Annotated in this window: 11 protein-coding genes and 5 tRNA genes; 15 read left to right on the top strand and 1 reads right to left on the bottom strand. The window is 54.5% G+C overall.

Annotation, left to right across the window (positions count from 1 at the left end; genetic code table 11):
* The first annotated feature begins 20 nt into the window (after nt 1-20).
* The 15 genes from tam (at nt 21) to luxS (ending at nt 11255) form a co-directional block, all read left to right on the top strand.
* On the top strand, nt 21-794 hold the full coding sequence (tam, locus tag AC6I7A_RS15280; RefSeq protein WP_058958496.1) for a trans-aconitate 2-methyltransferase: 774 nt from the start codon (nt 21-23) through the stop codon (nt 792-794).
* A 101-nt stretch (nt 795-895) separates the two neighbouring features.
* Nucleotides 896-1390: a nicotinamide-nucleotide amidase gene (gene pncC, locus AC6I7A_RS15275; RefSeq protein ID WP_058958495.1), complete on the top strand. Its 495-nt coding sequence runs from the start codon at nt 896-898 to the stop codon at nt 1388-1390.
* Nucleotides 1391-1485: 95 nt separating this feature from the next.
* Nucleotides 1486-2553 (top strand): recombinase RecA, encoded by a 1068-nt coding sequence (gene recA / locus AC6I7A_RS15270; RefSeq protein WP_009086899.1) that lies wholly within the window; start codon nt 1486-1488, stop codon nt 2551-2553.
* 123 nt (nt 2554-2676) lie between these two features.
* Nucleotides 2677-3201 carry a regulatory protein RecX gene (locus tag AC6I7A_RS15265; RefSeq protein WP_082668227.1) on the top strand — a complete coding sequence of 175 codons (525 nt, stop codon included), beginning with the start codon at nt 2677-2679 and terminating at the stop codon, nt 3199-3201.
* Between the two features lie 133 nt (nt 3202-3334).
* A complete protein-coding gene (gene alaS / locus AC6I7A_RS15260) occupies nt 3335-5962 on the top strand; it encodes an alanine--tRNA ligase (protein WP_046102441.1) in 2628 nt (875 codons plus the stop codon).
* A 249-nt stretch (nt 5963-6211) separates the two neighbouring features.
* Nucleotides 6212-6397: a carbon storage regulator CsrA gene (csrA, locus tag AC6I7A_RS15255; protein ID WP_008927091.1), complete on the top strand. Its 186-nt coding sequence runs from the start codon at nt 6212-6214 to the stop codon at nt 6395-6397.
* A gap of 282 nt (nt 6398-6679) precedes the next feature.
* Nucleotides 6680-6772, top strand: a tRNA-Ser gene (locus AC6I7A_RS15250).
* A gap of 8 nt (nt 6773-6780) precedes the next feature.
* Nucleotides 6781-6857 (top strand) — tRNA-Arg (locus AC6I7A_RS15245).
* 84 nt (nt 6858-6941) lie between these two features.
* A tRNA-Arg gene (locus AC6I7A_RS15240) sits at nt 6942-7018 on the top strand.
* Nucleotides 7019-7077: 59 nt separating this feature from the next.
* Nucleotides 7078-7154 (top strand) — tRNA-Arg (locus AC6I7A_RS15235).
* Nucleotides 7155-7348: 194 nt separating this feature from the next.
* Nucleotides 7349-7425, top strand: a tRNA-Arg gene (locus tag AC6I7A_RS15230).
* Between the two features lie 533 nt (nt 7426-7958).
* The gene (yqaB, locus tag AC6I7A_RS15225; RefSeq protein WP_058958437.1) at nt 7959-8525 is read left to right on the top strand and encodes a fructose-1-phosphate/6-phosphogluconate phosphatase; all 567 of its coding nucleotides are present in this window, start codon (nt 7959-7961) and stop codon (nt 8523-8525) included.
* Complete coding sequence (locus AC6I7A_RS15220) at nt 8522-8950, top strand: YqaA family protein (protein WP_046102439.1); 429 nt, start codon at nt 8522-8524, stop codon at nt 8948-8950. The genes yqaB and AC6I7A_RS15220 overlap by 4 nt, the downstream gene beginning before the upstream one ends.
* Nucleotides 8951-8981: 31 nt before the next feature.
* Nucleotides 8982-10589, top strand: a complete 1608-nt coding sequence (gene gshA, locus AC6I7A_RS15215; RefSeq protein WP_058958436.1) for a glutamate--cysteine ligase — start codon at nt 8982-8984, stop codon at nt 10587-10589.
* A 150-nt stretch (nt 10590-10739) separates the two neighbouring features.
* The gene (gene luxS, locus AC6I7A_RS15210; RefSeq protein WP_009086888.1) at nt 10740-11255 is read left to right on the top strand and encodes an S-ribosylhomocysteine lyase; all 516 of its coding nucleotides are present in this window, start codon (nt 10740-10742) and stop codon (nt 11253-11255) included.
* Nucleotides 11256-11316: 61 nt separating this feature from the next.
* Here luxS and AC6I7A_RS15205 read toward each other — a convergent pair whose 3' ends face one another.
* Entirely contained in the window at nt 11317-12603 is a 1287-nt protein-coding gene (locus AC6I7A_RS15205) for an HlyC/CorC family transporter (RefSeq protein WP_033736021.1), read from the bottom strand.
* Nucleotides 12604-12605 lie beyond the last annotated feature (2 nt).

Here is a 12605-nt window from a genome sequence, read left to right as displayed (position 1 = left end):
TTGCTGAATGAGAGGTCAGGATGAAAGAGTGGGATCCCGTGCTGTATCGTAAATTTGAAGCGGAACGCACACGTCCGGCGCATGAGCTGCTGGCGCGTATCCGTCCGGAGCAGGTTGAGCAGGTCACCGATCTGGGATGCGGGCCGGGCAACAGCACGGAGCTGCTCGCTGATGCCTGGCCGCTGGCGCAGATTACCGGACTGGACAGTTCCGCAGCGATGTTAACGCAGGCCCGTGAACGCCTGCCACACTGCCGCTTTGTGCAGGCGGACATCCGCAGCTGGCAGGCAGAGGTCCCGCAGCAGGTCATCTACGCCAACGCTTCCCTGCAGTGGCTGGATGATCACACTGCGCTGTTCCCCCATCTGGTCAGGCAGCTGGCCCCCGGTGGCGTACTGGCGGTTCAGATGCCGGATAACCTCAATGAACCCTCGCACCAGCTGATGCGTGAGGTCGCCGCATCCGCGCGCTGGCGTTCACAGATCCGCACCGCTGATCGTGTCGCGCTGCTCTCTGCCGGCGCCTATTACGACCTGCTCACTCAGGCGGGCTGTGAGGTGGATATCTGGCGCACTACCTATTATCACGTCATGGCTGATGCGCAGGCGATTATCAGCTGGCTGCAGGCAACAGGCTTGCGCCCGTTCCTGGCGTCACTGGATGAGGCATCCCAGGCGGCGTTTCTCGCCGATTATCATCAGCAGCTGCTCAGTGCCTATCCGGCCCGGGCCGACGGTCAGGTGTTGCTCGCTTTCCCGCGTCTTTTTATGGTGGCGGTGAAAAAAGGGGCGTGAGCTGGAAACTCAGCCGCAAAAACAGGGCAATAGTGCAGAGAGCCCTTGAAAAAGTGCGCTTTCTGCACCACCTTCAATCCACACCCCACGGGAGAGTCGCAATGGATGATCAGCAACTGCAGGCGCTTAGCGCGCAGATAGGTGAGAAGCTGAAGCAGCGCAACGCCACCGTCACCTGTGCGGAATCCTGCACCGGCGGATGGATTGCGAAGGTCTTTACCGATATCAGTGGCAGTTCCGCCTGGTTTGAACGCGGTTTTGTGACCTACAGTAATGAGGCAAAACAGCAGCTGGTGAACGTACAGGCAGCGTCGCTGGAACAGTATGGTGCGGTCAGCGAGGCGGTGGTGCGGGAGATGGCGCAGGGTGCCCGTCAGGCCGCTCAGGCAGACTATGCCATTTCAGTCAGCGGCATCGCCGGACCGGATGGCGGCAGTGAAGAAAAACCGGTCGGCACGGTGTGGTTTGGCCTGGCCGGCCCTGACGATAAAGTGCTGACTTTTCAGCAGCATTTCAGCGGCGATCGTGATGCCGTACGCCGCCAGTCGGTGGCATGGGCCCTGCAGACACTGTATGGCGAATTTCTGACAAATTAAACTTGATACTGTATGACTATACAGTATAATTGTCGGCAACAGAAAGAGTGCAGGCACCCTGAGTGCGTGTTTACCCGGCTTGATTAGGAGTTGAAATGGCGATTGATGAAAACAAACAGAAGGCTTTAGCTGCCGCGCTGGGCCAGATTGAGAAACAATTTGGTAAAGGCTCCATCATGCGCTTGGGTGAAGACCGCTCAATGGATGTGGAAACCATCTCTACCGGTTCGCTGTCGCTGGATATCGCATTAGGCGCAGGCGGTCTGCCAATGGGTCGTATCGTTGAGATCTACGGACCTGAGTCTTCCGGTAAAACGACGCTGACCCTGCAGGTCATCGCCGCGGCTCAGCGTAAAGGCAAAACCTGTGCCTTTATCGATGCCGAGCATGCGCTTGACCCGGTCTATGCCAAGAAGCTGGGCGTCGATATCGACAACCTGCTCTGCTCGCAGCCGGATACTGGTGAGCAGGCGCTGGAGATCTGTGATGCACTGGCCCGCTCTGGCGCGGTCGATGTCATCATCGTCGACTCCGTTGCGGCGCTGACGCCGAAAGCGGAAATCGAAGGTGAGATTGGTGACTCACACATGGGCCTCGCGGCACGTATGATGAGCCAGGCGATGCGTAAGCTGGCCGGTAACCTGAAGCAGTCAAACACCCTGCTGATCTTCATCAACCAGATCCGTATGAAGATTGGTGTGATGTTTGGTAACCCGGAAACCACTACCGGCGGTAACGCCCTGAAGTTCTACGCTTCTGTCCGTCTTGATATCCGCCGTATCGGTGCGATTAAAGAGGGCGATAACGTGGTCGGCAGTGAGACCCGCGTTAAAGTGGTGAAAAACAAAATCGCCGCGCCGTTTAAACAGGCTGAATTCCAGATCATGTACGGTGAAGGCATCAATACCTTCGGTGAGCTGGTTGACCTGGGCGTGAAGCACAAGCTGATTGAAAAAGCGGGTGCATGGTACAGCTACAATGGCGACAAGATTGGTCAGGGTAAATCGAATGCCAGCAACTTCCTGAAAGAGAATGCGGCTGTGGCAAACGAAATCGATCTGAAGTTACGTGAGTTACTGCTCAACGGCGCGGATGAATCACTCGAAGCAGACAAATCTGCTGAGAATGAGAACGCAGCCAGCGAAGCGAACGAAGACTTCTGATGACTAAGACGGGAGAGGCGAACGCCTCTCCCGTTGTTTTTACTTCCCTCTGTCCCTCTCCTGCCTTCCCTCTGTCCTGTTCTGTCGCCATAATCTTTCCCCTGTTTGTACAAGGTGCGCAGTATGACTGAATCCACTCAGCCCCAACCCCAATCCAATGTTGTCTCCTATTCCCGCCTGCTTGACCGCGCGATGCGTATTCTGGGCCAGCGCGATCACAGCCGTGCAGAGCTGGCGCGTAAGCTGCAGCAATCGGCGCAGCGTGCGGCATGGGCGCAAAAAAAAGAGCCTGAGATCATCACCGATGCGCTGCTGGAGCAGGTGCTGAACTGGTGTCAGGAGAACGGCTGGCTGAATGACACGCGTTTCACTGAACGGTTTATTCAGAGCCGCAGCCGGAAAGGCTTTGGCTCCCAGCGTGTCCGTCTTGAACTGGCCCAGAAAGGCATTGACCGTGAAGCCATTGATATTGCGATGGAAGAAACGGAGGTGGACTGGGCTGCCTGTGCGGCGGAACTGGCCGAACGAAAATTCGGGCATCCGCTGCCTGTCGAGTGGAAAGAGAAAGCGAAAGTACTACGCTACCTGCAGTCAAAAGGGTTTATGAGCGAAGATATCCAGTCTGTTTTCAGAAATTTTGATGACTAAGGGCCGATGTAATTTTACTTCCCACTGAAGAAAATTTATCTTATTCCCACTTTTTGTTCCGCTGATCCGGCACCAGGAAAATGGGGTCGCACCGATCGGTGGGAACGTTCGTTAGCGTGATTCCAGGACATATATGAGCAAGAGCACTGCTGAGATCCGTCAGGCGTTTCTCGACTTTTTTCATAGCAAGGGACATGAGGTTGTAACCAGCAGCTCCCTCGTACCGAATAACGATCCAACGTTGTTGTTTACTAACGCCGGGATGAACCAGTTTAAAGATGTGTTCCTCGGTCAGGACAAACGTGATTACACACGGGCGACCACGTCGCAGCGCTGCGTGCGCGCGGGCGGAAAACACAACGATCTTGAAAACGTCGGCTACACCGCGCGTCACCACACCTTCTTTGAAATGCTGGGTAACTTCAGCTTTGGTGACTACTTCAAGAAAGAGGCGATTGGTTTTGCCTGGGAACTGCTGACGAGCGAACAGTGGTTCGGCCTGCCAAAAGAGCGTCTGTGGGTAACGGTTTATGAAACCGATGATGAAGCCTACGCGATCTGGGAAAAAGAGATCGGTGTGCCACGCGAGCGCATCATTCGCATCGGCGACAACAAGGGCGGCGCCTACGCGTCAGATAACTTCTGGCAGATGGGTGACACCGGTCCTTGTGGTCCGTGCAGCGAGATTTTCTACGATCATGGCGATCACATCTGGGGTGGCCCGCCAGGCAGCCCGGAAGAGGATGGTGACCGTTACATCGAGATCTGGAACATCGTCTTTATGCAGTTCAACCGCCAGGCGGATGGCACAATGCTGCCGCTGCCCAAACCTTCGGTTGATACCGGGATGGGTCTGGAGCGCATTTCTGCCGTTCTGCAACACGTCAACTCTAACTACGAAATCGACCTGTTCCAGAAACTGATTCAGGCTGTGGCGCAGGTTACCGGTGCGACTGACCTCAGCAACAAATCGCTGCGCGTGATTGCCGACCACATCCGCTCCTGCGCCTTCCTGATTGCCGATGGTGTGATCCCGTCCAATGAGAGCCGGGGCTACGTGCTGCGTCGTATCATTCGTCGTGCCGTGCGTCATGGCAACATGCTGGGTGCCAAAGAGGCCTTTTTCTATAAGCTGGTTGCGCCGCTGGTTGAGGTCATGGGTGCTGCAGGCGAAGAGTTGCAGCGCCAGCAGGCTCAGGTTGAGCAGGTGCTGAAAAGCGAAGAAGAGCAGTTTGCCCGCACGCTGGAACGCGGACTGGCGCTGCTGGACGAGGAGCTGGCAAAACTGCAGGGCGATACCCTGGATGGTGAGATCGTCTTCCGTCTCTACGACACCTTTGGTTTCCCGGCGGATTTAACCGCTGACGTCTGCCGCGAACGCAATCTGAAAATCGACGAAGCGGGCTTCGAGCAGGCGATGGAGCAGCAGCGTCAGCGTGCCCGTGAAGCGAGCGGCTTCGGCGCTGACTACAGCAACGTAATCCGCATCGATGCGGCTTCCTCCTTCAAGGGCTACGACCAGCTCGATTTAGCCGCCACCGTAAAAGCACTCTATGTTGCAGGTGAGGCGGTGGATGAAGTGTCCGCAGGTCAGGATGCCGTCGTTGTGCTGGATGAAACGCCATTCTATGGCGAATCGGGTGGTCAGGTTGGCGATACCGGTCTGCTGAAAGGGAAGAATGCTGAATTTAGCGTCCAGGATACACAAAAATATGGTCAGGCAATCGGTCATGTCGGTAAGCTGACCGCCGGGCAGTTGCGCATCGGCGACCGCCTTGAGGCGCAGGTTGATGCGGCACGTCGTGCACGCATCCGTCTTAACCACTCTGCCACCCACTTGTTGCACGCCGCATTACGCCAGGTTTTAGGTGAGCACGTGGGGCAGAAAGGCTCTCTGGTTAATGACAAATATCTGCGTTTCGACTTCTCGCATTTTGAAGCGATGAAACCTCAGGAGATTCGTCAGGTCGAAGATATCGTCAATGCACAGATTCGTCGCAACCTGCCGGTGGAAACCGAGGTGATGGATCTTGATGCGGCGAAGTCTAAAGGGGCGATGGCCCTGTTCGGCGAAAAGTATGATCAGCGTGTTCGCGTGCTGACCATGGGTGACTTCTCTGTCGAACTGTGTGGGGGAACCCACGCGGCACGCACTGGCGATATCGGTCTGTTCCGCATTCAGGCTGAGTCAGGCACCGCTGCCGGCATCCGTCGTATCGAGGCGATTACCGGTGAAAGTGCGCTGGCTCAGGTCAACGCGCAGAGCAGCCAGCTGCAGGATATTGCGCAGCTGGTAAAAGCGAACAGCAGCAACCTGAACGAGAAGGTACGCGGTCTGGTTGACCACGTCCGGGCTCTGGAGAAAGAGTTGCAGCAACTGCGCGATCAGCAGGCTGCGCAGGAGAGCGCGTCACTGAGCAGCAATGCCATTGATGTCAAAGGGGCGAAGCTGCTGGTGAGCGAGCTCAGCAATGTTGACCCGAAAATGCTGCGTACCATGGTTGACGATCTCAAGAATCAGCTGGGATCGGCGATTATCGTGTTAGCGACGGTGGCGGAAGGCAAGGTATCGCTCATCGCGGGTGTGACCAAAGATCTGACCGACCGTGTTAAAGCAGGCGAGTTGATTGCCGGTCTGGCGCAGCAGGTAGGCGGGAAGGGCGGTGGTCGTCCGGATATGGCTCAGGCGGGTGGTAACGATGCTGAGGCGCTGAAAGGCGCGCTGGCAGGGGTTGAGAGCTGGGTTAGCAGCCGCCTGTAATGAAATAAAACAAAGCATGGTCAGAAGCGTCAGAACCCCGGTTCCGGCGCTTTTTAATACGATGCTAAAGCAGCAAATGACAAAGTCAGGTTGATGTAGTGTATTTCGGCTAAACTAACTATCAGCAGAATGTATTGGCGCATCGATGTGCATTGGTGTATTCCTCATAGTCAATGCGCAGCGTTAAATGATGGATAATGCCGGGAGCCTGTACAAGCCCGACTCTTTTAATCTTTCAAGGAGCAAAGAATGCTTATTCTAACTCGTCGAGTTGGTGAAACCCTCATGATCGGTGATGAGGTAACGGTAACGGTGCTGGGTGTTAAGGGTAACCAGGTTCGTATAGGGGTTAACGCGCCGAAAGAAGTGTCTGTGCATCGCGAAGAGATCTATCAACGCATCCAGGCTGAAAAAACGCAACAGACCAGCGTTTAACGGATTCAGCGTCTCGCACCTGTGCGAGGCGCTACCGCTTTCTGCAAAAAATCCCACCCTTTGTTCTCTCCCGCTGTTCTCCGTTTTGTTAACGTCCTCCTCTTTCATTGTTGATAATTCACTCTTTTTGCCGCCATTTTGTTCCAATTGTGTGTGATTTGCTCAATCAAACAAAGTTTCGGAAAAATTGTTTGACTTAAAAGTCCGGGAAAGTAATATGTGCGCCACGCAGTGCCGATGAGCAGAAACAAGTTCAGAAGCACGGTTCGAAAGAAAGCGTAAGGTGAGGTGGCCGAGAGGCTGAAGGCGCTCCCCTGCTAAGGGAGTATACGGTCAAAAGCTGTATCGAGGGTTCGAATCCCTCCCTCACCGCCATTTTCGATGCATCCATAGCTCAGCTGGATAGAGTACTCGGCTACGAACCGAGCGGTCGGAGGTTCGAATCCTCCTGGATGCACCATCGAAAATAAAGAAATAAAGCGAATTAGCAATTCCTTTCATGGTGAGTAGTCAGCACCCTGCGTTGTACAAGAATCAGATTTATGCATCCATAGCTCAGCTGGATAGAGTACTCGGCTACGAACCGAGCGGTCGGAGGTTCGAATCCTCCTGGATGCACCATTCTTTGTAACATCCTCAGGTTGGTTTCTGAACGTCCATAAAAAACGCAACACCCCAATGCATCCATAGCTCAGCTGGATAGAGTACTCGGCTACGAACCGAGCGGTCGGAGGTTCGAATCCTCCTGGATGCACCATATTCTTCAATATGGTCATTGCCTCAGTGTGTCATGACGTAGTTAGCGTTCAGGCCGCACTAAGGAGGATAACGTTGCATCAGCAACGGCCCGCAGGGCGAAGCGCAAGCTGAGTAATCCTCCTGGATGCACCATTCTTTGTAATATCCTCAGGTTAGTTTCTGAACGTCCATAAAAAACGCAATACCCTCAATGCATCCATAGCTCAGCTGGATAGAGTACTCGGCTACGAACCGAGCGGTCGGAGGTTCGAATCCTCCTGGATGCACCATATTCTTCAATATGGTCAGTGCCTCAGTGTGTCATGACGTAGTTAGCGTTCAGGCCGCACTAAGGAGGATACCGTTGCATCAGCAACGGCCCGCAGGGCGAAGCGCAAGCTGAGTAATCCTCCTGGATGCACCATATTCTCAAATAGGGTCAGCGCCTCAGTGTGCCATGGCGTAGTTAGCGTCCAGCCCGCATTCACGCTCTTCTCTTTTTCTCTGGCTCCATCCACGCGGCTTTTCAGCCTCATCTGCGTAACAGATTCATCATTTCATCTTAAGCAACGCCCAGCCACACCTGTCCTGCATAACCCGCTGCAGTTTGCCCCTCATGCAGGTGCGCCGCCGCCCTGGCACCAGACGATTGTTAAAAAATCGCTGAAAATTCGTACTGTTATCGCTGGTCGCGCACGATCACCTTTATCTGAAAAGAAAAATTGTTAATGCTTTCAAAGCATTTGCTGTTCATCCCCCCTGGCGACAACCTGTCCACATTAGGCTAAAGTAATGTCTCATTTGATGAATGTCCGGAGTGACAATGTACGATCACTATGACGCCCTGATTTTCGATATGGACGGCACGATCCTGGATACAGAGCCGACACATCGAAAAGCGTGGCGTCAGGTACTGGCGCACTACGGATTAACGCTGGATGAAGCACGTATTATCGACTTCAATGGCGCACCCGCCTGGCGGCTTGCGCAGTTCATCATTGACACCAATCAGTCGTCTCTCGATCCCCATCTTCTTGCCGCAGAGAAAACCGCTGCCGTGAAAGCGATGCTGCTGGACAATGTCAGGCCGCTGCCTTTACTGGAAGTGGCTAAAGCGTACCACGGACGTCGTCCGATGGCGGTGGGCACCGGAAGCGAGCACAGCATGGCGGAGGCGTTACTGACGCAACTGGGTGTGCGTGAGCTGTTTTCGGCTGTGGTGGGTGCTGATGATGTTCAGCGACACAAACCCGAGCCAGAAACCTTTCTGCGCTGCGCAGCGCTGATGGGAGTGGCGCCTGAACGGTGTGTGGTCTTTGAGGATGCCGATTTTGGCATTCAGGCCGCGAAAGCGGCAGGGATGGATGTGGTGGATGTCCGCTTACTGTGAGTGACATCCTCACCTATGCCTCCATGTTCGGCAGCAGTTTTTTGAGTGCGACGCTTCTGCCTGGAAGTTCTGAAGCACTGCTGATAGCACTATTGATAGCAAAAAAGACATCAGTTTACGGATTGCTTTTAGCCGCATCACTGGGAAACACACTGGGCGGCTTAACGAACATTCTTATTGGTCGCCTGCTGCCGTTAAAAGGTCAGGGGCGATGGCATGACACAGCAATGACGTGGTTGCACCGGCTGGGACCTGCAGCGCTGCTCTTCAGCTGGCTACCGGTGATAGGTGACCTGCTCTGCGTTCTCGCGGGCTGGTTACGGTTCGCCTGGCTGCCAGTGATGCTGTTTCTCGCTGTCGGTAAAACACTGCGTTATATCGTTATCGCGATAGCCACATTACAGGGTATGGAATGGTGGCATTGATTCGCACAGATTCGAGGCTACGGTTAAGATTATGCTGAACAAAAATAAATTATTATCACAGCGGGGGGGGAATGTGATCCCGGACGTCTCTAAAGCGCTCTCCTGGCTGGAAGCGCATCCCAATGCTCTCAAGGGCATTGGCCGTGGCATCGAGCGTGAAACACTGCGCGTACAGGCAAATGGCGACCTGGCAAAAAGCGGACACCCGGCCTCGCTGGGGTCGGCGCTGAAGCATGACTGGATCACCACCGATTTTGCCGAAACGTTGCTGGAGTTTATTACCCCAGTGGATCACAGCATCGATCACATGCTGGCTTTCCTGCGCGATATCCATCGTCACGTTGCCCGTGAGCTGGGTGACGAGCGTATGTGGCCTTTCAGTATGCCGTGCGTGATTGACGATGCGGACAATATTGAGCTGGCACAGTATGGTCAATCCAACATTGGTCAGATGAAGACCCTCTATCGTCAGGGCCTGAAAAACCGCTATGGCGCGTTGATGCAGACCATCTCCGGCATTCACTACAACTTCTCGCTGCCGCTTTCCTTCTGGCAGGAGTGGGCGGATGTGAAAGATGTGGAGAGCGGAAAAGAGACCATCTCGGCGGGCTACCTGCGGTTGATCCGCAACTACTATCGCTTCGGCTGGGTGATCCCTTATCTGTTTGGCGCATCGCCAGCGATCAGCTCCAGCTTCCTGCAGGGCCGTGAGAGTCCGCTGCCGTTTGAAACCAACGACAAAGATACAATGTGGCTGCCTTATGCAACCTCATTGCGTCTGAGCGATCTCGGCTACACCAATAAATCGCAGAGCTCGCTGGGCATTACGTTTAACTCGCTGGAAGGCTATGTCACGGCGCTGAAGAAAGCGATCAAAACGCCGTCAGAAGAGTTTGCGGGCATGGGCACGAAAGATGCTGACGGCAACTGGCTGCAGCTCAATACCAACGTGCTGCAGATTGAGAATGAACTCTATGCGCCAATCCGGCCAAAACGGGTGACCCGTTCCGGTGAAGCGCCATCTGACGCGCTGCTGCGGGGTGGCATTGAGTACATTGAGGTCCGTTCACTGGATATCAACCCGTTCTCGGCTATCGGGGTCGATGAGAACCAGGTGCGCTTCCTCGACCTGTTCCTGATCTGGTGTACGCTGGCCGATGCGCCGGAGATGAGTGCAGAAGAGCTGCAGTGTACCCGTAAAAACTGGAACCGCGTGGTGCTGGAAGGCCGCAAACCGGATCAGAAAATTGCTGTGGGTTGTGGTGAAGCGGAACATTCGCTGGTTGAAGTGGGCAAAACCCTGTTTGCCGATCTGCGTCGGGTTGCTGAAGTGTTAGACAGCAACAATCAGGCGAGCACGGAATATCAGCAGGTTTGCGATCAACTGGTAGCATCGTTCGACGATCCTGAGCTAACCTACTCGGCGCGCATTCTGCAGGCCATGAAAGATAATGGTGTGACCGGAACCGGCGTAGCGCTGGCTGAACAGTATCGTCATCTGCTCTGTGAAGAGCCGCTGGAGGTGCTGACCGAAGAGGATTTCACGCGTCAGGCGCAGGAATCTGTCGCGGCGCAGCAGCAGCTGGAAGCGAACGATAAGCTGGATTTTGAAGCGTATCTGGCGAGCCGGGAAGGATAGAAAAGAAAAAGGCCACATCAATGTGGCCAAATTAACATCTCTGTTGTCAGGGATGATGATAACAAATGCGCGTCTTTCATATATTCAGACGTTGGGCGAACAGAAAAGTTTCATCGTTTTTAAAAAAATTCTCAGAACAGGAGGTGACGTATGCCACTACTGGATAGTTTTACCGTTGATCACACCATCATGGGCGCACCGGCGGTTCGCGTTGCGAAAACCATGAAGACTCCGCATGGCGATACAATTACCGTTTTTGACCTGCGTTTCTGCCGCCCGAACATTGATATCCTCACTGAGCGTGGCATTCATACGCTGGAGCATCTCTTTGCCGGGTTTATGCGTGATCACCTCAACGGTGACGGTGTGGAAATCGTCGATATTTCGCCAATGGGCTGCCGTACCGGCTTCTACATGAGCCTGATTGGTACGCCAGATGAGCAGCGCGTGGCGAAAGCGTGGAAAGGGGCGATGGAAGACGTTCTGAAAGTGAAAGATCAGAACCAGATCCCTGAGCTGAACGAATACCAGTGTGGCAGCTACAAACTGCACTCACTGGATGAAGCGCAGCAGATTGCCCGCAACGTGCTGGCGCATGAGATCGGCGTTAACCGTAACGAAGATCTGAAACTGCCTGCTGAAAAGCTGAAAGAACTGCACATCTAGTCAGAGCTGCCCGGCTAAAAAAAACGCCGCATCGTGTCGATTGCGGCGTTTTTTTATGGCTTCAGGAACCGACCGATTTTTTCAGCGGGGTCTTCGGCGTGATGCGCACCTGCTTAATCATGTTGTCCTGCACGTCCAGGATATCGATATTGTAGTGACCGATCTGAACGCGGGTGTTGATAGCGGGGATCTCCTCCAGCGCTTCCAGCAGCATACCGTTGATGGTGCGGGCTTCCTGCTCTGGCAGATGCCAGTTAAACGCCTTGTTGATTTCACGCACGCTGGCACTGCCTTCGATCAGCACGGAACCATCATTCTGGGGCATCACCTCTTCGGCCAGCGACGGCGACATTGAGGTGGTAAAATCTCCCACGATCTCCTCCAGAATGTCTTCTATGGTCACCAGTCCTTTGATGTCACCATATTCATCCACCACCAGGCCCGTTTTCTTTTTGTTGCGCTGGAATTTTACCAGTTGGGTGTTGAGCGGTGTTCCTTCCGGGATGTAGTAAATCTCATCCGCAGCGCGCAGCAGCATCTCTTTGGTGAACTCTTTTTTCTCGGTCATCATGCGCCAGGCTTCACGCACCCGCAGCATGCCGACACAGTCATCCAGTGAGTCGCGGAACAGGACAATGCGGCCATGCGGTGAGTGGCTCAGCTGGCGGACGACTGATTTCCAGTCATCGCTGATGTTGATACCGACAATCTCGTTACGCGGCACCATGATGTCATCAACGCTGACCTTCTCCAGATCGAGCACCGAGAGCAGCATATCCTGATTACGGCGCGACATCAGGCTGCGTGACTCATAGACGATGGTGCGAAGCTCCTCTTTGCTCAGCGCAGAACTGATTGCGCCTTCAGCCCGGATTCCCACCATCCGCATCAGCAGACGGGTAATGGTATTCAGCAGCCAGACCAGCGGCAGCATGATGTATTGCAGCGGGACCAGCAGCAGGCTGCTGGGAAAGGCGACCCGCTCCGGATAGAGCGCGGCTACCGTTTTCGGCAGCACTTCAGCAAAGACCAGCACGACGAAGGTCAGGATACCGGTCGCGACGGCGACCCCTTCGTCACCGTGCAGGCGCATGCCGACGATGGTGGCGAGGGCGGAGGCCAGAATATTTACCAGGTTATTGCCGATTAATACCAGGCTCAGCAGCCGATCGGGACGCCGCAGTAACTTTTCCACCCGGCGCGCAGCGCGACTGCCGTTTTTAACCTGATGGCGCAGCTTATAGCGATTAAGCGTCATCATGCCGGTTTCCGACCCGGCAAACCAGGCGGAGACCAGAACCATGACGCACAGAATAATAATCAGCGTGGTGGTTGAAACATGTTCCAACG

It is taken from the genome of Type-F symbiont of Plautia stali, assembly GCF_059731105.1.
Note: the sequence above shows the minus strand (reverse complement) of the source record. Positions and strands in the feature narration are given on the sequence as shown.

Bases quoted from the DNA above. Each gene is read 5' to 3' on its own strand.
- tam (WP_058958496.1), top strand. From the start codon at position 21: ATGAAAGAGTGGGATCCCGTGCTGTATCGTAAATTTGAAGCGGAACGC.
- pncC (WP_058958495.1), top strand. From the start codon at position 896: ATGGATGATCAGCAACTGCAGGCGCTTAGCGCGCAGATAGGTGAGAAG.
- recA (WP_009086899.1), top strand. From the start codon at position 1,486: ATGGCGATTGATGAAAACAAACAGAAGGCTTTAGCTGCCGCGCTGGGC.
- AC6I7A_RS15265 (WP_082668227.1), top strand. From the start codon at position 2,677: ATGACTGAATCCACTCAGCCCCAACCCCAATCCAATGTTGTCTCCTAT.
- alaS (WP_046102441.1), top strand. From the start codon at position 3,335: ATGAGCAAGAGCACTGCTGAGATCCGTCAGGCGTTTCTCGACTTTTTT.
- csrA (WP_008927091.1), top strand. From the start codon at position 6,212: ATGCTTATTCTAACTCGTCGAGTTGGTGAAACCCTCATGATCGGTGAT.
- yqaB (WP_058958437.1), top strand. From the start codon at position 7,959: ATGTACGATCACTATGACGCCCTGATTTTCGATATGGACGGCACGATC.
- gshA (WP_058958436.1), top strand. From the start codon at position 8,982: ATGCTGAACAAAAATAAATTATTATCACAGCGGGGGGGGAATGTGATC.
- luxS (WP_009086888.1), top strand. From the start codon at position 10,740: ATGCCACTACTGGATAGTTTTACCGTTGATCACACCATCATGGGCGCA.